Source organism: Sphingosinicella humi, from assembly GCF_003129465.1.
GTDB lineage: Bacteria > Pseudomonadota > Alphaproteobacteria > Sphingomonadales > Sphingomonadaceae > Allosphingosinicella > Allosphingosinicella humi.
This window is the reverse complement of record NZ_QFFF01000001.1, coordinates 1,789,243-1,811,537: the sequence shown is the minus strand read 5'-3', so window position 1 is coordinate 1,811,537 and position 22,295 is coordinate 1,789,243. Positions and strand designations below refer to the sequence as shown.

At 67.0% G+C, this 22,295-nt stretch carries 23 protein-coding genes; 18 read left to right on the top strand and 5 right to left on the bottom strand.

Annotation, left to right across the window (positions count from 1 at the left end):
• The first annotated feature begins 17 nt into the window (after positions 1–17).
• The gene (locus DF286_RS09055; protein WP_109272109.1) at positions 18–1,010 is read left to right on the top strand and encodes an NAD(P)H-dependent flavin oxidoreductase; all 993 of its coding nucleotides are present in this window, start codon (positions 18–20) and stop codon (positions 1,008–1,010) included.
• 60 nt (positions 1,011–1,070) lie between these two features.
• On the opposite strand, the gene DF286_RS09050 is transcribed toward DF286_RS09055, so the two are convergent.
• From DF286_RS09050 to ptsP, 3 genes are all read right to left on the bottom strand, one after another.
• Complete coding sequence (locus DF286_RS09050; protein ID WP_109271136.1) at positions 1,071–1,937, bottom strand: tetratricopeptide repeat protein; 867 nt, start codon at positions 1,935–1,937, stop codon at positions 1,071–1,073.
• Between the two features lie 76 nt (positions 1,938–2,013).
• Positions 2,014–2,853 carry a helix-turn-helix domain-containing protein gene (locus tag DF286_RS09045; RefSeq protein ID WP_109271135.1) on the bottom strand — a complete coding sequence of 280 codons (840 nt, stop codon included), beginning with the start codon at positions 2,851–2,853 and terminating at the stop codon, positions 2,014–2,016.
• 108 nt (positions 2,854–2,961) lie between these two features.
• A complete protein-coding gene (gene ptsP / locus DF286_RS09040) occupies positions 2,962–5,232 on the bottom strand; it encodes a phosphoenolpyruvate--protein phosphotransferase (RefSeq protein ID WP_109271134.1) in 2,271 nt (756 codons plus the stop codon).
• Between the two features lie 71 nt (positions 5,233–5,303).
• Between ptsP and tilS the strand changes: the two genes are divergently transcribed.
• Together tilS and ftsH are read left to right on the top strand one after the other, a co-directional pair.
• Positions 5,304–6,284, top strand: a complete 981-nt coding sequence (tilS, locus tag DF286_RS09035; protein ID WP_109271133.1) for a tRNA lysidine(34) synthetase TilS — start codon at positions 5,304–5,306, stop codon at positions 6,282–6,284.
• 133 nt (positions 6,285–6,417) lie between these two features.
• Complete coding sequence (ftsH, locus tag DF286_RS09030; protein WP_109271132.1) at positions 6,418–8,364, top strand: ATP-dependent zinc metalloprotease FtsH; 1,947 nt, start codon at positions 6,418–6,420, stop codon at positions 8,362–8,364.
• A 63-nt stretch (positions 8,365–8,427) separates the two neighbouring features.
• Here the strand turns inward: ftsH and DF286_RS09025 are convergent, their stop codons facing one another.
• Positions 8,428–9,561, bottom strand: a complete 1,134-nt coding sequence (locus DF286_RS09025) for a DUF3667 domain-containing protein (RefSeq protein WP_243444776.1) — start codon at positions 9,559–9,561, stop codon at positions 8,428–8,430.
• A 96-nt stretch (positions 9,562–9,657) separates the two neighbouring features.
• Between DF286_RS09025 and DF286_RS09020 the strand changes: the two genes are divergently transcribed.
• The 9 genes from DF286_RS09020 to DF286_RS08980 all read left to right on the top strand — a co-directional run bounded on the left by DF286_RS09020 (position 9,658) and on the right by DF286_RS08980 (position 15,838).
• Complete coding sequence (locus DF286_RS09020) at positions 9,658–10,311, top strand: nicotinate-nucleotide adenylyltransferase (protein WP_109271131.1); 654 nt, start codon at positions 9,658–9,660, stop codon at positions 10,309–10,311.
• Between the two features lie 9 nt (positions 10,312–10,320).
• Positions 10,321–10,719, top strand: coding sequence for a ribosome silencing factor (gene rsfS / locus DF286_RS09015; protein WP_109271130.1), 399 nt, complete (start codon positions 10,321–10,323; stop codon positions 10,717–10,719).
• A 110-nt stretch (positions 10,720–10,829) separates the two neighbouring features.
• Entirely contained in the window at positions 10,830–11,252 is a 423-nt protein-coding gene (locus DF286_RS09010; RefSeq protein ID WP_109271129.1) for a 23S rRNA (pseudouridine(1915)-N(3))-methyltransferase RlmH, read from the top strand.
• Between the two features lie 4 nt (positions 11,253–11,256).
• On the top strand, positions 11,257–12,426 hold the full coding sequence (locus DF286_RS09005) for a murein hydrolase activator EnvC family protein (RefSeq protein ID WP_109271128.1): 1,170 nt from the start codon (positions 11,257–11,259) through the stop codon (positions 12,424–12,426).
• Positions 12,427–12,494: 68 nt separating this feature from the next.
• Positions 12,495–13,829, top strand: a complete 1,335-nt coding sequence (locus DF286_RS09000; RefSeq protein ID WP_109271127.1) for a S41 family peptidase — start codon at positions 12,495–12,497, stop codon at positions 13,827–13,829.
• A 22-nt stretch (positions 13,830–13,851) separates the two neighbouring features.
• Positions 13,852–14,343 carry a disulfide bond formation protein B gene (locus DF286_RS08995; RefSeq protein ID WP_109271126.1) on the top strand — a complete coding sequence of 164 codons (492 nt, stop codon included), beginning with the start codon at positions 13,852–13,854 and terminating at the stop codon, positions 14,341–14,343.
• On the top strand, positions 14,304–14,882 hold the full coding sequence (locus DF286_RS08990) for a demethoxyubiquinone hydroxylase family protein (protein ID WP_424141241.1): 579 nt from the start codon (positions 14,304–14,306) through the stop codon (positions 14,880–14,882). The genes DF286_RS08995 and DF286_RS08990 overlap by 40 nt, the downstream gene beginning before the upstream one ends.
• 4 nt (positions 14,883–14,886) lie before the next feature.
• Positions 14,887–15,375: a hypothetical protein gene (locus DF286_RS08985; protein ID WP_109271125.1), complete on the top strand. Its 489-nt coding sequence runs from the start codon at positions 14,887–14,889 to the stop codon at positions 15,373–15,375.
• Positions 15,376–15,430: 55 nt separating this feature from the next.
• The gene (locus tag DF286_RS08980; RefSeq protein WP_109271124.1) at positions 15,431–15,838 is read left to right on the top strand and encodes a hypothetical protein; all 408 of its coding nucleotides are present in this window, start codon (positions 15,431–15,433) and stop codon (positions 15,836–15,838) included.
• Between the two features lie 2 nt (positions 15,839–15,840).
• Here DF286_RS08980 and DF286_RS08975 read toward each other — a convergent pair whose 3' ends face one another.
• On the bottom strand, positions 15,841–17,589 hold the full coding sequence (locus DF286_RS08975) for a DUF885 domain-containing protein (RefSeq protein WP_109271123.1): 1,749 nt from the start codon (positions 17,587–17,589) through the stop codon (positions 15,841–15,843).
• Between the two features lie 124 nt (positions 17,590–17,713).
• Here DF286_RS08975 and DF286_RS08970 point away from each other — a divergent pair, with 124 nt between their 5' ends.
• The 6 genes from DF286_RS08970 to DF286_RS08945 all read left to right on the top strand — a co-directional run bounded on the left by DF286_RS08970 (position 17,714) and on the right by DF286_RS08945 (position 22,291).
• A complete protein-coding gene (locus DF286_RS08970) occupies positions 17,714–17,923 on the top strand; it encodes a dodecin (RefSeq protein ID WP_109271122.1) in 210 nt (69 codons plus the stop codon).
• A gap of 73 nt (positions 17,924–17,996) precedes the next feature.
• On the top strand, positions 17,997–19,394 hold the full coding sequence (locus tag DF286_RS08965; protein ID WP_109271121.1) for a peptide MFS transporter: 1,398 nt from the start codon (positions 17,997–17,999) through the stop codon (positions 19,392–19,394).
• A 249-nt stretch (positions 19,395–19,643) separates the two neighbouring features.
• Entirely contained in the window at positions 19,644–20,024 is a 381-nt protein-coding gene (locus DF286_RS08960) for a bactofilin family protein (protein WP_158274650.1), read from the top strand.
• Positions 20,025–20,073: 49 nt separating this feature from the next.
• Positions 20,074–20,400, top strand: coding sequence for a hypothetical protein (locus DF286_RS08955; RefSeq protein ID WP_109271119.1), 327 nt, complete (start codon positions 20,074–20,076; stop codon positions 20,398–20,400).
• A 179-nt stretch (positions 20,401–20,579) separates the two neighbouring features.
• Positions 20,580–20,996 carry a hypothetical protein gene (locus tag DF286_RS08950; RefSeq protein ID WP_146193586.1) on the top strand — a complete coding sequence of 139 codons (417 nt, stop codon included), beginning with the start codon at positions 20,580–20,582 and terminating at the stop codon, positions 20,994–20,996.
• 50 nt (positions 20,997–21,046) lie between these two features.
• Positions 21,047–22,291 carry a putative DNA modification/repair radical SAM protein gene (locus DF286_RS08945; protein ID WP_109271117.1) on the top strand — a complete coding sequence of 415 codons (1,245 nt, stop codon included), beginning with the start codon at positions 21,047–21,049 and terminating at the stop codon, positions 22,289–22,291.
• The last annotated feature ends 4 nt before the right edge of the window (positions 22,292–22,295 follow it).

Here is a 22,295-nt window from a genome sequence, read left to right as displayed (position 1 = left end):
ACCGCCTGAAGCGCCTGATGCAGCGCGGCACCGACTTCCTCGGCTGCGAGGTCGCGATCATGGGCGGCGCGATGAGCTGGATTTCGGAGCGCAATCTCGTCTCCGCTATCTCCAACGCCGGCGGCTTCGGCGTCATCGCCTGCGGCGCGATGACGCCCGACCTGCTCGACACCGAGATCGCCGAGACCAAGAAGCGGACGACCAAGCCCTTCGGCGTCAACCTCATCACCATGCACCCTGAGATCAGCGACCTGATCGATGTCTGCCGCAAGCATGATGTCGGCCATGTCGTCCTCGCCGGCGGCCTCCCGCCGCCCGGCGCGATCGAGCGGATCAAGGGGGGCGGCGCCAAGCTCATCTGCTTCGCTCCCGCGCTGGCGCTGGCGAAGAAGCTGATCCGCTCCGGCGTCGACGCGCTGGTCATCGAAGGCATGGAGGCGGGCGGCCATGTCGGCCCGGTGTCGACCTCCGTCCTCGCCCAGGAGATTCTTCCCGAAGTCGCCGCCGACATTCCCGTCTTCGTCGCTGGCGGCATCGGTAAGGGCGGACTCATCGCCGGCTATCTGGAAATGGGCGCGGTCGGTGTGCAACTCGGCACCCGTTTCGTCTGCGCCCACGAATGCATCGCCCATCCCAATTTCAAGAAGGCGTTCATACGCGCCTCGGCCCGCGACGCCGTCACCAGCGTCCAGGTCGACCCGCGCCTCCCCGTCATCCCGGTCCGCGCGATCCGCAACAAGGAGATGGTGGCCTTCGCCGCCAAGCAGCGCGAGGTCGCCCAGCTCCTCGACGAGGAGAAGATCGAGATGGCCGAGGCCCAGCTCCAGATCGAGCATTATTGGGCGGGTTCGCTGAAGCGGGCGGTGATCGACGGGGACGTGGAGACAGGCTCGGTCATGGCCGGCCAATCGGTCGGGATGGTGAAGGAGGAGGCGAGCGTCGCCGAGATCATCCAGACGCTGGTCGACGAAGCCGCCCACGCGCTCGAACGGCGGGCCATCCACGCCTGATCGCTCGCGCCCGCCGCTCCGGTGAGTGCGCCGCGCTCACCGGGCCCTGATAGCAGCGCCTCAGCTGCAGCGAGCCGCCTTTAGCGCTCCCGGGAGGCGCTGGCGGATGAAGTCGCGCATGGAGCCGCCATAGACGTCCTGAAGCTCCGCATAGACCTTGCACGCGTCCTCCGGCTTCTTCAGCTCGACCAGCGCCTGGCCGAGGAACAAGAGGCTGTCGGCGGCGCGCTCGCCCTTTGGGTCGTCCTGATAGTTGGCGAGCAGGATCTTGGCGGCGGTGGCGGGCTTGCCGTCGTCGAGGGCGGCGCGGCCGGCGAGATTGCGGGCATAGCTGGCGCGCCGGTGACTGGGATATTTCTTCGCCATGGCTTCCAGCGCCTTCTGCGCGTCGGCGAAGCGGCCGGTATCCCACAGGCGATAGCCGAGGAGATAGGCGTCCTCGCCCGCATCGCCGGTATTAGGCTGGTCGACGGCGGCGGGTTCGGCGGTACCGCCCACGGGCTTGTCCGCCTCGGGCGGCCGGGCCGGTCCAGCCGCGGGAGCCCGAGTCTGCTCGAGGGCGTTGAGCCGGAAATCGACATCGCCCCGATATTTGGTCATCGCCTCCTCCATCTGGCGGAGGCGGTAGGCATTTTCCTCGGCCTGGCCGGTCAGCCGCTCGAGCTGGGCCTCGAGCGCATCCACGCGGGCGGTGAGATCGGACAGGGCGCTCGTCGCCGGAATGCCGCCGATGGTGGTGCCGGTCTGCGGCTGGATTTCGGGCGGGACGATCGCCCCCTGGCGTCCGGCACCGCCGGGGAAAACGACGCGCTGGACCGCCTGCATCTCCTGCTCCAGCCGGTCGAGGCGGCGGTCGATACGCTCCTGGGCAAGGGCCGGCATGGCGGTGCTGGCCAGAATTACCAGGCCGAGAAGATGAAAACGCATAAGCTCCTGTCCCCGCTGGATAGTGTTCGCCCGCCTCTATTAGGTCGGCGGTCCTGTCGCCAGTCTTAAGCGAAGCTTATTGGCCGGAGGGCGCCGCTCCGGCGGCGGGCGGAGCCGTGCCTTGCGCCGCCCCAGCCCGCGCCAGCAGGTCGGCAGGCGCGAGGCTGACGTCGGAGATCGTTCGCTCGGCGGGCCCGAGCGCCGGGATTTCGGTGCTGCCGACGGTGACGCGAAGCACGTTGGGCCGGCCGGTGAGGATCAGCGGTCGCTGAGCGGTGGAGGGTATGACATAGCTTTCGCCCGGCGTCATAATCTTCTCGAGCAGCCTTTCGCCGCCTTCCTCGTAGATGCGGAGCCACACCTCTTCCGTCGCGGTGAGGGTGACGGGGCCGGTCGCCGGCGGCGTGGCGGGCGCGGAGGCCTGGCCCGGCACGGTTCCGGCCGGGGTCGCCTCATCCAGCGGCGTCTCGACCTCTACCACCTCGGCCCGATCGACGCCGGAGTCATCGACGGCTCCACTGCGCCACACGGCATATCCGATGATGAGCAGCAGGGCGATCGCGCCGGCGATGATGGCGAGCGAACGCGGCGGCACCCGGGCCGGGTCGGCCGGCTCATAATAGGCCGTGGCGGGGACCGGCCGGTGCTGTCCGGCGCCGAGTTCCTCGCGCAGCTCCACCCCGATCTCGCTGCCGTTGAGCCCGACGACATTGGCATAGGATCGGGCAAAGCCGATCGCATAGGTGGGGGCGGGGAGCGCGTCCCACTCGCCATTCTCGATATTCTGGAGGTGGCGGATGGGGATGCGGGTCCGGTTTGCGACGTCCTCCAGGGTCAGGTCATTGCCCTCCCGGGCCTTCCTCAGCTTGTCACCGATGGAATTGGTCACCATTTGCTCCGGATCCGCTTCACTCATTCACTATCCCCGCGCCCGGCCTTGTGTGCCGTCTCGATTGATCTGCATCATGGCATAGTATGGGGCCGCGTTGTCAACCAAAGCCCTTCGGCACCACGACGCCCGCATTCACCCGATCGCCACGCGATTCTCGTCCGCCCAGTCGGCGAGCGCCGCGCGCATGTCGTCCGGCGGCTTTGCCAGCAGCGCCTCCATATGCGCCAACAACGCCGAACGGTCGAGCGAGCGCACCATGGCTTTCACCGGCCCCACCGCCGCCGGCGTGATGGAGAGGCGGCGGATGCCGAGCCCAACCAGCGCCATGGCCTCCAAGGGCCGGCCGCCCATTTCGCCGCAGGCCGCGACGGGAACGCCATGCTCCCTTGCCAGCCGCACCACCCGCCGGATGAAGCGCAGGATGGCCGGCGAGAGCCAGTCGTAGCGCTCGGCAAGCTTGGGATGCGAGCGGTCGGCGGCGAACAGGAACTGCGTAAGGTCGTTGGTGCCGATCGACAGGAAATCGATCTTCGGCAGCAACAGGTCGAGCGTCTCGGCCAGCGCCGGCACCTCCAGCATCGCGCCATAATTGATCTTGTGGGGCGTCAGCTTCTTCCGGGCGATGAGCCATTCCCGCTGCTCCTCGACCAGCGCTTTCGCCGCATCGAACTCCCAGGGTTCCGACACCATCGGGAACATGATGTAGATTTCGCGGCCCGCCCCCGCCTCGAGCAGCGCCCGCGCCTGCGTCTTCATCAGCGCCGAACGGTCGAGCGACAGGCGCAGCGCCCGCCAGCCCATGGCAGGATTCTCCTCGTCATCATCGCTGCGCAGATAGGGGAGCGCCTTGTCGCCGCCGATGTCGAGCGTCCTGAAAACGACGAGCTTGTCGTCGGCGGCGTCCAGTACGGCCTTGTAGAGCCGCTGCTGCGCCTCGCGCCGCGGCAAGGTAGCCGAGACCAGGAACTGGAATTCGGTGCGGAACAGGCCGATGGCGTCGGCGCCGGTCGTCTCCAGCGCTTCGACGTCGTCGCGCAGTCCCGCGTTCATCGCGATGGTCAGCCGTTCGCCGTCCTTGGTGATCGAGGGCAGCGACTTGAAGGCGGCGAACTCCGCCCGCTGCTTCTGCCGCGCCAGCAGCTTGGCGTCGAACGCGCCGCTGGTCGGCGCCGACGGGCGGACATGGACGACGCCCTCGTCGCCGTCGAGCAGCAGCTCGTCACCCTCGTTGATCATCTGGCGCACGGCGCGCACGCGCCCGATCATCGGCACGCCCATCGCCCGCGCGACAATGGTGACATGGGCGGTGAGCGACCCCTCCTCCAGGATAACGCCCTTTAACCGCCGCCGGTCATATTCGAGCAGTTCCGCCGGGCCGAGGTTGCGCGCCACCAGGATCGTGTCCTGCTGCAGACCCATCTGCGCCGCCGTTCCCAGCCGTCCCGACACGATCCTCAAGAGCCGGTTGGCGAGGTCGTCGAGGTCGTGCATCCGTTCCTGCAGCAGCGGGTCGTCGATCTCGCGCATCCGCATGCGTGTTCGCTGCTGCACGCGCTCGATCGCCGCCTCGGCTGTGAGGCCGCTGTCGATGGCCTCGTTGATCCGCCGCGACCAGCCCTCGTCATAGGCGAACATCTTGTAGGTCTCGAGGATCTCCTGATGCTCGCCGGCGGTGCCGAATTCCGGCGCGCTGGTCATCGCATCGATCTGCTCGCGCATCTTGCGGAAGGCGGAATAGACCCGGTGGCGCTCGGCCTCGATATCCTCGGCGACCGTATGTTCGATGAGGATGCGCGGCTGGTGGAAGACGGCGATGCCGCGCGCCATGCCGAGCACCAGCTTCAGGCCCATCAGTCGCGCCGAGCTCACCTCCCGCGCCGCCTCCGCGGCCGCGGAGGCCCTGTCGGCAAGGCCGGCGTTGGCGATCAGTTCTGCCAGCACCATCGCCACCGTCTGCAGCGCCTCGATCTCGACATCGTCGTACCGCCTGGGCTCGGCATGCTGAACCGCCAGGACGCCGATCGCCCGCTCGCGCCGCACGATCGGCACGCCGGCGAAGCTATGGTACAGTTCCTCACCCGTCTCCGGTCGGTAGGCGAATTCGGGATGGCTGGTCGCTTCGTCGAGGTTCAGCACCGAGACGTCGCGGGCGATAGTGCCGACCAGCCCCTCGCCCATGGCGAGCTTGGTCACGTGCACGGCGTTCTGGTTGAGCCCGACGGTGGCGTAGAGCTCCAGCACCCCGTCGCGCAGCAGGTAGATCGAACAGACCTCGCTCCTCATCGCATCGGCGATGATCTTCACGACCTTGTTCAACTTGGCCTGCGCCCCGGAGCGCGAGGCCATCACCTCATGAAGGCCGGTCAATATCTCGCGGGCTGAGGAAGCGGACGGACCGAGCATGATCGGGAGCTATCAGAAACGCCGCTCCGTTCCAATGGCGCTTCCGGCGTCGATGGCGCTAAGGATGGCGCATGGATATCGATCGGGACACCGTCGCCCGCTTCGCCCGCGGCCTGGACGCCCTCGCCGGCGGCGTGCCGCAGCGTCTCGGCCTCGCCGTCTCGGGAGGGCCGGACAGCCTTGCCCTGCTCCTCCTCGCTCACGCCGCCTGGCCCGACCGCGTCGAGGCCGCCACCGTCGACCATGGCCTCCGCCCGGAGAGCCGCGACGAGGCGCTCTATGTCGGCGAGATTTGCGCCGGCCTTTCCTGCCCCCATTCCATCCTGCCCGTTGCCGTGGCCGAGGGCGGGGCGGGGCTGCAGGCCGAGGCGCGATGGGCGCGCTACCAGGCCCTGGGGCAGTGGGCGGCTCAAAAGGGCCTCGACGCGGTCGCCACCGCCCATCATGCCGACGACCAGGCAGAGACTCTGCTGATGCGCCTGAGGCGAGGAGCGGGGGTGGCCGGGCTTTCCGGCATCCGCGCCGTCCGCCGGGAAGGCGACCTTCTCATCCTTCGCCCGCTGCTCGGCTGGGCCAAGGCCGAGCTGGTGGAGATCGTCCGGAAGGCGGGGGTCGAGCCGATCGACGACCCCAGCAACCGCGACCCCCGGTTCGACCGCACCGAGACGCGGGCCCTGCTGGCCCGAACGCCCTGGCTAGAGCCCGCCCCCCTCGCCCGCAGCGCCGCCGCCCTCGCCGAAGCGGAGGAAGCGCTGGAATGGATGGCCACCCGCTTCTGGCAGGAGCGCGCGGTCCGCGACGGCGACACCCTCACGCTCGATCCTTCCGGCCTTCCGCCTGAGCTGGCCCGGCGCCTCCTCGCCCGCGCCCTCGCCGCCTTCGGCGCCGCTCCCCCGCGCGGTGAAGAGCTCTCTCGTCTTCTCGCCGCCTTGGGGCGGGGGGAAACGGCCACCCTCGCCGGTGTCAAATGCACCGGAGGCGCCCCATGGCGCATCGCTCCCGCCCCGCCGCGGCGCGCGGCGCGTCCATGGGATGAAACGACGGGCCGCTAATCCGGCATTCAGCCTTTCATCCTACATTGTCCTCGGCGTGCCCCGATCCTATCTAGGTCGGGAGAGACATTTCGTGCTGCGCGGACCGCCCCTGCCGAGGCCCCGCAAAGTGCCCATTTCGCGGGACCAAGCAATGAACGACGACCAGAAGGAACCCCAAGGCAATCCGTGGATGAAGAGCCTCTTCATCTGGGCGGGCATCCTGCTCGCGCTCGTCCTGTTCGTGCAGATCGTCGATGGTGGCGGACGCAGCGCCGCCGGCGAAGGCATGGCCTATTCGGAGTTCCTGAACCGCGTCGATGAAGGCTCGGTCAAGCAGGTCATCATCCAGAAGGACGTGATCTCGGGCACGCTCACCAACGGCAACGACTTCCAGACCTATGCGCCGCAGGACCCGCAGTTGGTCGATCGCCTCAAGCAGAATGGCGTCGCCTTCTCGGCCGAGCCCGAGCAGCAGACCAGCGTCTGGCTGATCCTCCTCTATCAGTCGCTCCCCTTCCTCCTCATTCTCGGCATCGCCTTCTTCGTGATGCGCCAGATGCAGAAGAACGCCGGCTCCGGCGCGATGGGCTTCGGCAAGTCCAAGGCGCGGATGCTGACGGAGAAGCACGGCCGCGTCACCTTCGACGACGTCGCCGGCATCGACGAGGCGCGGGAAGAGCTGCAGGAGATCGTCGAGTTCCTGAAGGACCCGACCAAGTTCGCGCGGCTGGGCGGCAAGATCCCGAAGGGTGCCCTGCTCGTCGGCAGCCCCGGCACCGGCAAGACGCTTCTCGCCCGCGCCATTGCGGGTGAGGCGAACGTCCCCTTCTTCACCATTTCGGGCTCCGACTTCGTCGAGATGTTCGTCGGCGTCGGCGCGAGCCGCGTCCGCGACATGTTCGAGCAGGCGAAGAAGAACGCGCCCTGCATCGTCTTCATCGACGAAATCGACGCGGTCGGCCGCCATCGCGGCGCCGGCCTCGGCAACGGCAATGACGAGCGCGAGCAGACGCTCAATCAGCTCCTCGTCGAGATGGACGGCTTCGAGGCGAACGAAGGCATCATCATCATCGCGGCGACCAACCGCCCCGACGTGCTCGACCCCGCGCTGTTGCGCCCGGGCCGCTTCGACCGGCAGGTCGTCGTGCCGCGCCCGGACATCGAGGGCCGCGAGAAGATTCTCGCCGTCCACATGAAGAAGACTCCGCTCGCCCCCGACGTCGACGCCCGCACCATCGCGCGCGGCACGCCGGGCTTCTCGGGCGCCGATCTCGCCAACCTCGTCAACGAGGCCGCGCTGCTCGCTGCGCGCAAGGGCAAGCGCCTCGTCGCCATGGGCGAGTTCGAGGAGGCCAAGGACAAGGTCATGATGGGCGCCGAGAGGAAGTCCATGGTGATGACCGAGGACGAGAAGAAGTCGACCGCCTATCACGAGGCCGGCCACGCGCTCGTCTCGCTCCATGTCGAGGGCTGCGATCCGCTGCACAAGGTCACGATCATTCCGCGCGGCCGCGCGCTTGGCGTCACCTGGAACCTGCCGGACCGCGACCGCTATTCGATGTCGATGAAGCAGATGAAGGCGCGGCTCGCGCTCTGCTTCGGCGGCCGCATCGCCGAGCAGCTCATCTACGGCATGGACTCGCTCAACACCGGCGCCTCCAACGACATCCAGCAGGCGACCGACATGGCCCGCTCGATGGTGATGGAATATGGCATGAGCGAGAAGCTCGGCTGGCTGCGCTACCGCGACAATCAGGAAGAGGTGTTCCTCGGCCATAGCGTCGCGCGCAACCAGAGCGTCTCGGAGGAGACCGCCCGCGTCATCGACCAGGAAATTCGCAAGCTGATCGAGGAAGCCGAGGCTACCGCGCGCAAGGTGCTGACCGAGAATCTCGACGAGCTCCACAATCTCGCCAACGCGCTGCTCGAATATGAGACGCTGAACGGCGAGGAAGCCAAGAAGGCGATCAAGGGCGAGGATATCGGCCGCGAGGATCCCTCCTCCAAGCGTCCGGCGCTCCCCGTCGCCGGCTCCTCCATCCCGAGCACCCGCCGTCCGCGCGGCGGGATCGGCGGCCCCGCCCCGCAAGGCGCCTGATCAAGACTTAAGGACAGGAAGGGCCGGTCACCCCAAGGTGGCCGGTTCTTTTTTAGTCCCGGCTCAGGCGAGGGCGCCGAGCATCACCAGCAGCGTGAAGAAGAAGCCGCCGGCAACGAAGGCGAAATTGACCAGCAGGATGGTCCGCCAGATCGCGCCGAATCGCGTGAGGCCATAGGCGCCCTTCAACTGCCGGTAGATGTGGAGCGGAGGAACGATGATCATCGCGAGGATGAGCAGGCCCTCGCTGATGCCGAACGGCCGCAGGATCGACAGGGTGATGACGCCCAGCGACATGAAGGCGATAGAGTAGGTGACGAAGACGGCGTGGTCGTACATCCGGAAGCGCCGCTTCCAGAAGAACAGCAGCCACACGAACGGAACCGAGATTGGGATCAGCGCCCAGGAGAATTTATAGGCATTGGTCTGGATCTTGTAGAACAGGAGCGACGGATTCTCCTGCGCTTTCTCGATCGCCGCATCGAGCTTCGGCTCGCCGAACTGGAAGCCGTCCGCCTCCAGGTCCTGGTCGCCCGGCGTCGGCGCCGTCTTGAACGGTTCGGTGAACTGCTTGGCGGTTGACGGGGCGCCCTTCCCGACCAGGGCACCGGCCGCGGTGAGGACCTTGAGGTCTCCTTCGACACTCTCGATCTTCTTGTCCAAGCCGGCGGTCGGGTCGCCCGCCTTGCGCAGCTCCTCGCGCTCGGCCTTCAGCTCCGCCAGTCTGTCGCGGGTGGATTCGAGTTCGGCCTCATACTCCGCGGTCGCCGCCTCGCTCGCCGCGGCGTCCCGTTCGACCACGATCGGCCCGCCGAGCGTGCTGAACACGGCGAACATCAGGAAAACGGAGAAGAGGAACAAGGCCATGGGCGAGACGAACTTCGCCCGCTCGCCCTCTATGTAGCGGCGGGTGAGCTCGCCCGGGCGCCAGGCGAGCAGCGGCAATGTCCGCCACACCTTGCCGTCGAGATGGAGGACGCCATGGGCCAGGTCGTGCCACCAGGCGGTGAGGGTGCGGTGAACATGGCCGGACTGGCCGCAGCTATGGCAATAGGGCCCGAGCAGCGCGGCTCCGCAGTTGAGGCAGGTCGCGGGATGGTCGTCCGCCGCTCGCGCCTCGCCCGCCTTCGGCTCGACCGCGCGCGCGATGACCCCTCCCGTCACCGCCTCGCCCATGCCTTCGATGCCGTCTACCATCGTCCGTCCCCTCTGCCCCGGAGTTTCTTACCCCCGATATGGCGGTATGGTCGAGAGGCGTTCGCGCCCGGCGCCGGTCATGCTATCGAGCCGCCCATGCGGACCATCGGCCTCCTGGGCGGCTCCTTCAATCCCGCCCACCGGGGGCACAGACGGATCAGCGCCCATGCTCTGGAGGCGCTCGACCTGGATGAAGTCTGGTGGCTGGTCTCGCCCGGCAACCCCTTGAAGGACCCGGGAGAAATGGCGCCCCTTCCCGCCCGCTTCGCCTCGGCCCTGAAAGCGGCCCGGCGGCTGCCGATCCGGGTCACCGCGATCGAGCGGGAGCTCGGCACGCGCTTCACCGTCGATACGCTGCAGGCACTCACACGCCGCTTTCCCGACCACCGCTTCGTCTGGCTGATGGGCGCCGACAATCTCGCCCAGTTCCACCGCTGGCGCGACTGGCGGAGGATCGCGGCGACGGTTCCGATTGCGGTCGTGGCGCGGCCGGGATATGATGGCGCTGCCCATGCGGCACGCGCGATGGGCTGGTTGCGGCGCTTCGTCCGGCCCGCCAACCAGGCTCGGCAATGGACGAGGTGGAGACTGCCGGCGCTCGTGCTGCTCAAATTGCCGCCCGATACCACGTCCGCCACCGCCTTGCGCGCCGCCGATCCCGACTGGCACCAATCGTTAGCCAAATCGTTGAATCATTCACCCAACCCCATGGCGCTCCGCGACGGCGTGACGCGGCGGCCATTGATGTAAGGAGGCATTTTGCCCGCACCCGCACCCGCTCCGCACGATCGCGGAGCTCATGAACAGGTCGAAGCCCTGCATGATCTCGTGCTTCGCTCTCTCGATGACGACCAGGCCGTCGACCTCGTCTCCATCCCCCTCTCCGGCAAATCCAGCATCGCCGACCATATGGTGATCGCCTCGGGGCGGTCGTCGCGGCAGGTCGCGTCCATGGCGCAGAAGCTGACCGAGCGGATCAAGCAGGATCTCGGCCGCAATGTCCGGGTCGAAGGGTTGCCCGTCGCCGACTGGGTCCTGATCGATGCCGACGATGTCATCATCCATCTGTTCCGGCCCGAAGTACGCAGCTTCTACAATCTCGAACGCATGTGGGCCTTCGAGGAGAACGCCGCCGCGCCCGCAAGCGGTCAGGTCTGACCGTCATTGCGAGCGCGGGAGTTTCAAGGTGGATCGCCGCCTTTCGTCCACCTGCAAGGCAGGCGCTCAGCACAGGCTCGACCGGCGCCTCGCCATGACGCGCTAGGCTGATGCTGCTCCACATCGTCGCGCGGGGGAAGATCGGGCGCGGCCCCGAGGCCGAGCTGGTCGATCGCTATATGAAGCGGATCGCCTGGCCCACCCGGCTCACCGAATTGCCCGAAAGCGGCGGTCGGCCGCCGCCTCCGGCCGAGAATTGCGTCACGATCCTGCTCGACGAAAAGGGGGAAATGCTGGGCTCGGTGGATTTCGCCCGCCGGCTCGAGCGCTGGCGCGACGACGGCCGGCGCGAGGCCCGCTTCATGATCGGCGGCGCCGACGGCTTCAGCGACGAGGAACGCGAGCGGGCGGACCTCCTCCTCGCCTTCGGCCGGGCGACCTGGCCGCATCTCCTCGCCCGCGCCATGCTCGCCGAACAATTGTGGCGGGCCACCAGCATCCTTGCGAACCACCCCTATCATCGCGAAGGATAGACGCATGAGGCGCTTCCTCCTTCCCCTGGGCCTGCTGCTCGCCGCCGGCGGCATCGTCGCGGCGCGGGGTCAAACCTCTTCCAGCGGCGCGGAGGCGCTGACCCTGGCCAAGCGCCAGGCGGCGGAGGCGACGCGCCGGTCGGAGGTGCTGGAGAAGCGCGCCGCCGAGGCGGGAAGCGAAGCCGAGCGAGCCCGCGCCCAGGCGGAAGCGATCGCCGCCCGCATCCAGGCCGCCGAAGCCGACATCACGGCCGCCGAAACGCGGGTCCGAATCATCGAGGCCATGCGCGCCGAGCAGCGCGCCCGTCTCGCCGAACGGCAGCAGCCGCTCATTCGGCTCACCGCCGCGCTCCAGATGATGGCCCGCCGGCCGCCGGCGCTCGCGCTCGTCCAGCCGGGCTCGCTCGACGACACGGTGCGCGTCCGCGCCCTGCTCGCCTCCACCCTGCCCGTCATCCGCGAGCGCACCGCCGCCGTGCGCGAGGAAGTCGAGGCCGGCAACCGCCTTCGCGACCAGGCCGATACCGCCATGGCGGCGCTCGTCCGCAGCCGCGAGGCGTTGAAGCGCGAGCGCCTCGCCTTCGCGCAACTGGAGGAACGGCAGCGGGGCCGCTCCCTGGAATTCGCCCGGTCGGCTCAGTTCGAATCCGATCGCGCTCTGGCCCTCGGCGAGGAGGCGCGGACGCTCGCCGCGCTGATGAGCACGCGAGAATATCGGGCGCGTGTGCGCCAAAGCCTGGCCAGACTCCCCGGGCCGGTCCCACGGCCGGATTCCGGGCGGCCGCCGCCGCGGCCGGGCACGGAACCGCCCTACATTCTTCCGGTCCAGGGCCGCCTGATCCGGGGAATGGGCGAGATTTCCGATGCGGGGGTCCATGCCCGCGGCCTCACCTTCGCGACCGAGGACGGCGCCCCGGTGGTCGCGCCCCGCGACGGCCGCATCGTCTATGCCGGCGATTTTCGCAGCTATGGCGGTATCGTCGTCATCGACCACGGCTCCGGCTGGACGACCCTCGTCACCAATCTCGCCAGCCTGGAGGTGGAAGTCGGCCAGCGCGTTCAAAAGGGAATGCCGCTCGGCCGCGCCGGATCAGATGCGCCGCGCGTGACCGTCGAGCTGCGCCGTGACGGCCGCCCCTTCCCCATCGCGCCGCTGCTCGGGCTCGCCGGTTAAGCCTGTGTTGCTTTTCCCCGGTGTAGAAAGGCTGTAGAAGCCCAAGAACCGCGTTAGCAGGATTCCCCATGGCCAAGAATTTTCTCCCCGCGCTCGGCCTCGTCAGCGCCCTCGCCCTCATCCCCGCCGCAACCGCCGCGATCGCCGCCGTCGACGTCGACACCTATCGCGAGCTCGACCAGTTCATGGACGTGTTCGAGCGCGTCCGCTCCGAATATGTCGAGCAGGTCGACGATAAGACGCTGATCCGCGGCGCCATCGACGGCATGCTCGCCAGTCTCGATCCGCACAGCTCCTATCTCGACGAGAAGGGCTTCAAGAGCCTGATGATGACGACGGACGGCGAATATGGCGGCCTCGGCCTCACCGTCACCCTGGAGGACGGCGCGGTGAAGGTCATCGCCCCCACCGAGGATACGCCGGCCGAACGCGCCGGCATCAAGGCCGGCGACTATATCACCCACCTAGACGGCAAGCTCATCTATGGCGGCACGCTCGACGAAGCGGTCGAGGAGATGCGCGGCAAGCCCGGCACCTCCACCGTGCTCACGATCGTCCGGCCCGGCCGCGACAAGCCGTTCGACGTCAAGCTCACCCGCGCCATCATCGAGCTTCCCGCCGTCAAATGGGAAGTGAAGGACCGCGTGGGCGTCATCAACGTCAACACCTTCAACAAGACGACCACCGACTCGGTCCTCGCCGCCATCACCGGCATCGAGAAGTCGCTGGGCAGCCAGCCGCTGGGCTACATCCTTGACCTCCGCTCCAACCCGGGCGGACTGCTCGATCAGGCGATCAGCCTCAGCGATGCTTTCCTGGAGCATGGCGAGATCGTCTCGCAGCGCGGCCGGACCAAGGGCGATATCGAGCGCTATTATGCGCGGCCGGGCGACGCCGCGAACGGTCTTCCGGTGGTCGTGCTCGTCGACGCCGGCAGCGCCTCGGCGGCCGAGATCGTCGCCGGCGCGCTGCAGGACCATCATCGCGCGATCGTGATGGGCGAGCGCAGCTTCGGCAAGGGCTCGGTCCAGACCCTGCTCCCGCTCGGCAGCGAAACCGCGCTCCGGCTGACGACGGCGCTTTACTACACGCCGTCCGGCCGCTCGGTGCAGGAAGGCGGCATCAAGCCGGACATCGTCGTGCCGCAGCTTTCGGACCCCGATTACAAGGATCGCCCGATCTTCCGCGAATCCGATCTTCGCCGCCATCTCATCAACGAGCTGAAGGTGGAGGACGAGGTGATCCAGGAGGACGGCAAGCCCGATCCACGCTTCACCGCGACCGCCGAGGAGTTGGAGAAGAAGGGCATCGAGGATTATCAGCTCCACTATGCCCTCCAGTCCATCGCTCGGCTGGGCGAGACTCGGATGGCGGCGGCGCCCAAGAAGACGGGCACACGCTGATCGCTGAGGGGAGCATCCGGTCGTGAACCATCTCGAAAAAGCGCGGGTGCTGGCCCTGCTGGTGCCCGTCGCTCTGCTCGCCGGCGCGCTCGGCTCCCAATATATAGGCGGCCTTCACCCCTGCGAAATGTGCTATTGGCAGCGCTGGCCCCATTATGCAGCCGCTGCGCTGGCGATCGGCTCGTTCGCGCTCCGGGGACAGCCCGACCGGGGCCGGAGCCTCGTCTGGCTCGCGGGCCTCGCCATTCTCACGAGCGGGGTGATCGGCGTCTATCATGCCGGCGTCGAGTTGGGCGTATTCGAGGGCGTCACCGCCTGCACCGCATCGATTACGGGCGGCTCCAGTGCCGATATGCTCGCCAACATCATGGCGACCCCACTGATCCGCTGCGACCAAGTGCAATGGTCGTTCCTCGGCATTTCGATGGCGGGGTGGAATGCGCTAATCTCCATATCCTCCGCATTGGTGATTCTATGGCTGAGCCTCAGACGACCCCGACCGGCGAACGCGTGAGCGCCCCCGGCTGGCGCCCCGGCGACGACCGGGCCGATATCCCGTCGATGATCCGCGTCGATCAGGCGGGCGAATATGGCGCCACTCGCATCTATGCCGGGCAGCTCGCCGTGCTCGGCGACCGCCACCCGGCCGCGCGCGCCATCGCCCGTATGGCGACGCAGGAGCAGCGCCATTTGGAGGAGTTCGACCGGCTGATCGCCGATCGCGGCGTCCGCCCCACCTTGCTCCAGCCGGTGTGGAACGTGGCGGGCTACGCGCTCGGCGCCGCCACTGCCCTGCTCGGGCCGGAGGCGGCCATGGCCTGCACCGCCGCCGTCGAGACCGAGATCGACAAGCATTATGCCGAGCAGCTGAAGGCGCTGGGCGACGACGATGCCGACCTCGCGGAAACGATCGCCGAGTTCCAGGCCGAAGAGCTGGAGCACCGCGACGCCGCCATCGCCGCCGGCGCCGAAAATGCGCTGGGCTATCCCGTTCTGTCCGCCGTCATCCGCGCCGGCTGCCGCGCCGCCATCGCCCTTTCCAAGAGGATTTGAGTCAATGAAATCCCTGTTCGTTGCCGCAGCCGGCGCCGCTGCGCTGCTTACCGTTCCGGCCGCCGCCCAGGAGGCCGCGGCGCCGGCGCCCGGCAGCGAGCGGATCAGCCAGCTCATCGTCTTCGGCGACGACCCCTGCCCGCAAAGCACCGGCGACGAGATCGTCGTCTGCGCGCGCAAGCCCGAATCCGACCGCTACCGCATCCCCGAAAATCTGCGCAGCGAGACGGGGGACAAGGAAATCGAGACCTGGACCGAGCGCGCCACCGAGCTGCAATATGTCGGCCGGGCCGGCATCGGCAGCTGCTCGCCGGTCGGTCCCGGCGGCATGACCGGCTGCTATGAGGAACTGGTCCGCAAGGCCCGAGCCGAGCGCCAGGGTCGCGACTCGGTCAACTGGAACCGCCTGATCGAGGAGGCGCGCCGCGAGCGGCTCAGCCGCATCGACGCCGAGGCTGAGGCTGTAGAGCAGCAGCTGAATCCCGCCGAATAAGACGGAACAAAGCGGCGGCCACGGCCCTTATTCCGGAGAGGAAAAGGAGGCCGTCATGAAGGGCGCCATTCCCGTTGCCGCCGCTCTGCTTGCCACGACGCTGTCCGCCCCGGCGCAGGAGCCCGCCGATCCGGTGGCGCAAGCGCAGGAAAGGGTCCGCCGCGTCGTCGTCTATGGCGACGATCCCTGCCCGCCCAGCACCGGAGGCGAGATCGTGGTCTGCGCGCGGCTCCCCGAGACCGAGCGCTACCGCATTCCCGAGGATCTTCGCGGCGAGGGCGAGGTCGACGATCCGGCGAGCGAGTCCTGGGCGTCCCGTGCCCAGAGCATCGAATATGTCGGCGACGCGGGCATCCAGAGCTGCTCCGCCGTCGGCCCCAGCGGCTTCACCGGCTGCTGGGCCGAGATGGTCCGCCAGGCCCGCGAGGAGCGGCGCCGGACGGCGGCGGAGCGGGAGCGCTAAGGTCAGGCCTTCGCCTTCTCCGCCGCGATCCAGTCGGATATCTGCCGCTCCAGCACGTCCAGAGGCACCGAGCCTTGGCCGAGCACGGCGTCGTGGAAGCGGCGCAGGTCGAACTTCGCTCCCAGTTCCTTCTCCGCCTTCTGCCGCAGCTCTAATATCTTGAGCTGGCCGATCTTGTAGGCGAGGGCCTGGCCGGGCCAGCCGATATAGCGGTTGATCTCGGCGTCGATATTGGCGTCGGTGAGCGCGCTATTGTCCTTCATGAAGGCGACGGCCTGGTCGCGGGTCCAGCCCTTGGCGTGCATGCCGGTGTCGACCACCAGACGGCAGGCCCGCCACATGTCGTAGGAGAGGCGGCCCATCTCCTTCTCGGGCGTGTCGTACAGCTCCATCTCGATGCCGAGCCGCTCCGAATACAGCCCCCAGCCTTCGATAAAGGCGGTGAAGAAGGCGGCGTGCTTGCGGAATTCCGGCAGGTCCAACTCCTGCTGCAGCGCGAGCTGTTGGTGATGGCCCGGCACCGCCTCGTGGATGGTCAGCACCGGCACCTCCCAGAGCGGCCGCTGGTCGAGCTTGGAGGTGTTCACATAATAGAAGCCGGCCAGCCCGCTCTCCGTTGAGCCGGGGAAATAATAGGCCGTGGTCTGCGTCTCGGCGTTGGCCGCCGGTATCTCGCGCACGCCATAAGGAAGCCGCGCCGGGGTGCCGACGATGCCGGGCATCTTGCCGTCGATGATCTTGGCCTGGCGGGAGACATATTCCATCAGCTCTTCAGGCGTTTTGGCATAATATTTGGGATCAGTGCGCAGCACCTGGATGAAAGCCTCGCGGCTCGGATAACCGGCCTTCCTGGCCAGCGCCTCCATCTCGCCGCGAATGCGCTTCACCTCGTCCAGGCCGATCTGGTGGATCTCTTCGGGCGTCAGATCGGTGGTCGTCATCTGCCGCACCTGGAAGGCATAATATTCCTTCCCCTGGGGCAGCGAGGTCGCGGCGATGTCCTTGCGGCATCCCGGCATATAGTCTTCGCGGAAGAAGGTCGCGAAGCGCGTGTAGGCGGGATTGATGCCGGCGGTGACGATCTCCCGCGCCCGGGCCTGCATCGCCTGCCAGTCTGCCTCGGCGATGGCGTCGGGCCGGCGGCCGGCAAACGGAGCATAGAAGCGCGACTGCGCCGGATCGGCCTTGATCTCGGCGGTGATGGTCGGCTCGAAACCTTCGAGCGTGACGCAGGGTTGGGTGAAGCCGCCCTCCACCGCCTGACGACTGATCGTGATCGCCTCATCCATCAGCGCCGGTATCTTGCCGAGCCGCGCCAGATAGCTTTCATAATCCGCCTTGGTCCTGAGCGGCATGAAATTGCCGAGCTCGGGGAGGAACTGGTGGAAGCTGTTGGTGCTGCTGAACAGCATCATGCGCGCCCCGAACCCGTTCGCCTCCACCGCCTCGGCGAGCGACCGGCGGAGGATCGCCTTGTTGGTGCGCTGGGCGGCGTGGAGCCCGCTGTCGGGGATGGCGTCGAGCCGCTTGATGAAGGCCGCGGCCTCGGCCGCCCGCCGGTCCTGCGCCGCAAGGCTGAAATCGCCAAGCTCGCGGTCGTAGTCGCGTACGCCGACCAGGGTCGCCTGGATCGGGTTTTCCTTCAGATACCAGGCCCAGTGATCGTCGATCACCGTCTTCAAATCGTCCGCCGGCGCCGCCAGCGCAGGCGTGGCCGCTCCCAGCAGCAGCGCGATGAATATCGTACGCATGACCCCTTCCCCCTCCCTTTGATCGCTACGATTTCATATCCCGGCGCGAGCGCGGCGCAAGAGGGCCCGGAAACATTGCCGTCGCCGCCCGTTGGCTCACCATCAGCAGCGGGAAGGAAGGTCCATGAGCGACCATATCTACAAGATCGTCGAGGTCGTCGGCAGCTCGTCCACCGGCATCGAGGACGCGATCGAGGGCGCCATCGCCCGCGCCGCCAAAACGGTGCGCGAGATAGGCTGGTTCGAGGTCAAAGAGACGCGCGGTCACGTCGAGAACGGCAAGGTGGCCCATTATCAGGTGACGCTGCGCATCGGCTTCACGCTTACGGACTAGCGGCGTCAAAAAAACGTCTGGCGCCGCGGGCATTAGCGGATAGGGTGCTCCAGCCTTTGAGGGGAGGGAGCGAATGACGGTAGCCGAAGCCACTCCGGAACTGGACGCCGTCGCCGACCGCGACGACCGCGCCTTCCTCGGTCATCCCAAGGGTCTCGGCTATCTCGCCTTCACCGAGGCGTGGGAGCGCTTCTCCTTCTACGGCATGCAGGCGCTGCTCGTCCTCTACATGGTGAACGAGCTGCTGCTCCCCGGCCGTGTCGAGAATATCGCCCTGTTCGAGCAGTTCAGCGCCCTTTACGGCGGGCTGGAGGGCCAGGCCCTCGCCTCCGCCATCTTCGGCACCTACGCGGCGTCGGTCTACCTGACCCCGATCATCGGCGGCTGGCTTGCCGACCGGGTGCTCGGCAAGCGTCGAACGGTGCTCATCGGCGCGATCACCATGGCCGTCGGCCATTTCTTGATGGCTTTCGAGCTCACCTTCCTCTTCGCGCTACTCTGCCTCGTCCTCGGGTCGGGCATGTTCAAAGGCAATATCGCCAGCCAGGTTGGCGCGCTCTACGCCCCAGAAGACAATCGCCGCGCCGATGCCTTCCAGATCTTCTACCTCGGCATCAACGCCGGCGTGATCGCCTCGCCGCTGATCGTCGGGACCCTGGGCGAGGTCTATGGCTGGCATTATGGCTTCGGCGCCGCCGGCGTCGGCATGCTGATCGGCCTCGTCATCTATCTCGCCGGCCAGAAATATCTGCCGAAGGAGCATTTCGAGCCTCAGCACAAGGGCCATGTCGCGCCGGTGAAGATGCAGCCCGGCGACTGGCCGGCGGTCATCGCCCTGCTGCTGCTCATCCCGGTGATGGCCGTCTCGATCGTCCCCAACAACCAGATCTTCAACGCCTATCTGGTGTGGGGCGATCGCGAGTTCGACCTCACCTTCATGGGGACCAAGCTCCCCACCACCTGGCTCGTCACATTGGATGCGATCGTCAGCGTCAGCTTCCTCGCCGGCGTCGCCCTCTTCTACCGCTGGTACGGCAAGCACTGGAAGGAGCCGGACGAGCTCGGCAAGATCATCATCGGCTCGCTTTTCTCGATCGGCGGCCAACTTTGCCTGTTCATGGCCGCGGCCACCCAGGGCGAGGGCGAGAAGATCGGCCTCTTCTGGCCCGTCATCTTCCACGTCGTGAACTCGATCGGCTTCGCCCATATGCTGCCGGTGAGCCTCGCACTCTTCGCAAAGCTCGCGCCCAAGGCGATCAACGCGACCGTGATCGGCCTCTATTACCTCTCCTTCTTCGCCGGCAACTCGCTGGTCGGTTGGGTGGGCGGCTTCCTGGAGACCATGCCCACCACCAGCTTCTGGCTGATGCACGCCGGCTTCGCCGCCACCGCGGGCGCGGCCTTCCTGCTGTTCAAGCTGTTCCTGTCCAAGCGCCTCATCGAACGGGAGCCGGCACTGCTGCCCGACTAGGCTGTCCCGGATCTGAGCAAGTATGTGCCAAACAAAGATATAATTTTGGAAGGCGCTCCACTTAAGGTATCATCGGCCTCTTGATCGGTCGATCCCCCGACCCTGTACGCGTGAACAGCCAGGGGAGGTACGATGCAGAATCATTATCCACGTCCACACGAAAAGCCGGAGCGCTCCAGCGGAGATGCTTCCATCAGATCGGAACCAGCCAGCGCGGGCGACGCGCATGGCGAGAAGAGCCCCATTTCGATGATCGGTGCCGACATCGTCATAACAGGGAATATCGAAGCTTCGGTCGACCTCCACATCGAAGGCCGGGTGAACGGAGATGTCCGCTGCGCGACCCTCATTCTGGGAGGGAACAGCTCGGTCAATGGCAGCATCCATGCGGAGCGCGTTCGCGTCTCGGGCATGGTGGAAGGCGCGATCGACACGCGAGATCTCGCCATCGAGGCCGGCGCCCTGGTTACCGGCGACATCATCTATGAGCGGCTGCGGATCGCGAATGGCGGCTGCGTCGAAGGAACGATGAAGCGCAAGGCTCCGGTGGAGGATGAAGGCAGCAAGCTGAAGCTCGTTGAGCCGCAGGGCCAGCCAAGGCAGCAGCAGGAGGTCATCGTAATAGAGTGACCCCACGAGGGGCGCGCGTGGCTGGCGCGAAGCGGGCAAGGAACGGATCGTGGTCGAGCCGAAATTGACGATGGTCGAGGCGCTGCAGGAGCTGAGAGACGTCCTTTTCGCCGTCGTGACCACGGGGCCCACTCATCGGGACTTGGCCGTCCGGTACATGCGGTCACGAGCCGCCCTGATGGAGGGCGAGTTGAGGCCCGTGGTGCCGGGTTTCCTCGTGCAATGCAGTTCGATCGGCAAGTTTCACGATTTCATCACCCTCTATCATCCCCACAAAGAGGCACGGATCGCCTTCTTCGATGAGGCGCTGGACGCATGTTGGGCCCGGCTCAACATGAGTCGCGTCTCCGATGTTTTCGGCGAATCCGGCTTTTGATGAGGCTGCTTTGCGCCTTGGGTCGACACCGACCGGAGCCTTGGCCGCGCTGGAACGCCGGATACTATTTCGCCCGATGCAAACGCTGCGGGCGCGACCTTGTCCGCACCGCCTATGGCGATTGGGGCATCCCCAAAGGATGCCGGGTGGTGTGGCAAACGACTCCGCCGGAGAATGCCGTGACGGCCTATCTGGCCGCCGACACCGAGGCCGCACACGCCGCCTTTTCTTCAACGCGTCCCACGATCGAGGAAGTGCTCCGCACACTGGGCCCGGGCATCCCTCCCGACATCGAGCCCGGCCGGGCACCGGACAGCACGACGGATACCGCCGAAGCCCACGCTGAGCCTGCCGCTCAGGACGAAATCTGGGTACCCATCCCTCACGCCGAAGCGAATGCCGAGCCGCCCGCCCCCAACCGCCGCGAAGACTTCATGGACGATGACAACGACGCGCTATGGGAGGAGTTCTGGGACGGCGGGGCCGGCGCAGGACCTGCCCGCGCAGACGCCCCCTCACCGTCGATGACTTCCAGAGTCGGATCCATGGCAGCCCTTGCCGAGCAGCCGCGTTCCAGCAAAGCGACGCGCAGCTAAAAGGCCCCCGCTCGCTGGACAGTGGAACTTCAAGAACATATATAGAACATATGCCGCGCCTCGACACTCGCGAGAAGCTCGCCATCCTGGCCGACGCCGCCAAATATGATGCGTCCTGCGCCTCATCAGGCACGAAGAAGCGCGATAGCGCCGGCGGCAAGGGCATCGGGTCGACCGAAGGCATGGGCATCTGCCATGCCTACGCGCCGGACGGGCGCTGTATCTCCCTGCTGAAGATCCTGCTCACCAACAGCTGCATCTTCGATTGCCATTATTGCATCAATCGAAAGAGCTCGAACGTCCGACGCGCCCGCTTCACGGCCGAGGAGGTGGTGCAGCTCACCCTGTCCTTCTACCGCCGCAACTACATCGAAGGGCTCTTCCTTTCCTCCGGCATCATCCGCTCGCCCAACTATACGATGGAGCAGATCGTCGAGGTGGCGCGGAGCCTTCGCGAGGATCACGACTTCCGCGGCTATATCCACTTGAAGACCATTCCCGATGCGGACCCCGAGCTGGTGCACAAGGCCGGCCTCTACGCCGATCGCGTGTCGATCAACGTCGAGCTGCCGACCGAGCAGGGGCTGAAGCGTCTCGCGCCCGAAAAGGACGGCGCCCGCATCGAAGGTGCGATGAAGGGGATGAAGGCAGCGATCGACCAGGGCGCGGACGAGAAGAAGCGCTTTCGCAGCGCTCCGGGCTTCGCCCCCGCCGGCCAGTCCACGCAGATGATCGTCGGCGCCGACGGCGCGAGCGATGGCGACATCATCAAACGCGCGAGCACCCTCTACGACCGCTTCGCTCTTCGCCGGGTCTATTATTCGGCCTTCAGCCCCATTCCCGATGCGAGCGCCGTGCTTCCCCTTCGACGCCCGCCGCTGATGCGCGAGCACCGGCTCTACCAGTCGGACTGGCTGATGCGCTTCTATGGGTTCAAGCCGGGAGAGGTGGTGGCGGCAGCCGACGACACGGGCATGCTCCCGCTCGACATCGATCCGAAGCTCGCTTGGGCGCTCAAGTTTCGCGAGCGTTTCCCGGTCGACGTCAATCGTGCCCCGCGGGAGATGCTGCTTCGTGTGCCGGGGCTCGGCGTAAAAGCGGTGGATCGGATCATCGCCTCTCGCCGCTGGCGTCGTCTCCGGCTCGGCGACATTGCGCGCCTCACCGTGTCGGTCGCCAAGCTCCGCCCGTTCATCGTCGCCGCCGATTGGCGACCGACGGCGTTGATCGACCGTGTCGACCTTCAGCAGCGCCTCAAGCCCGCGACGGAACAGCTCGAGCTCTTCGCGGCTTAAGCCG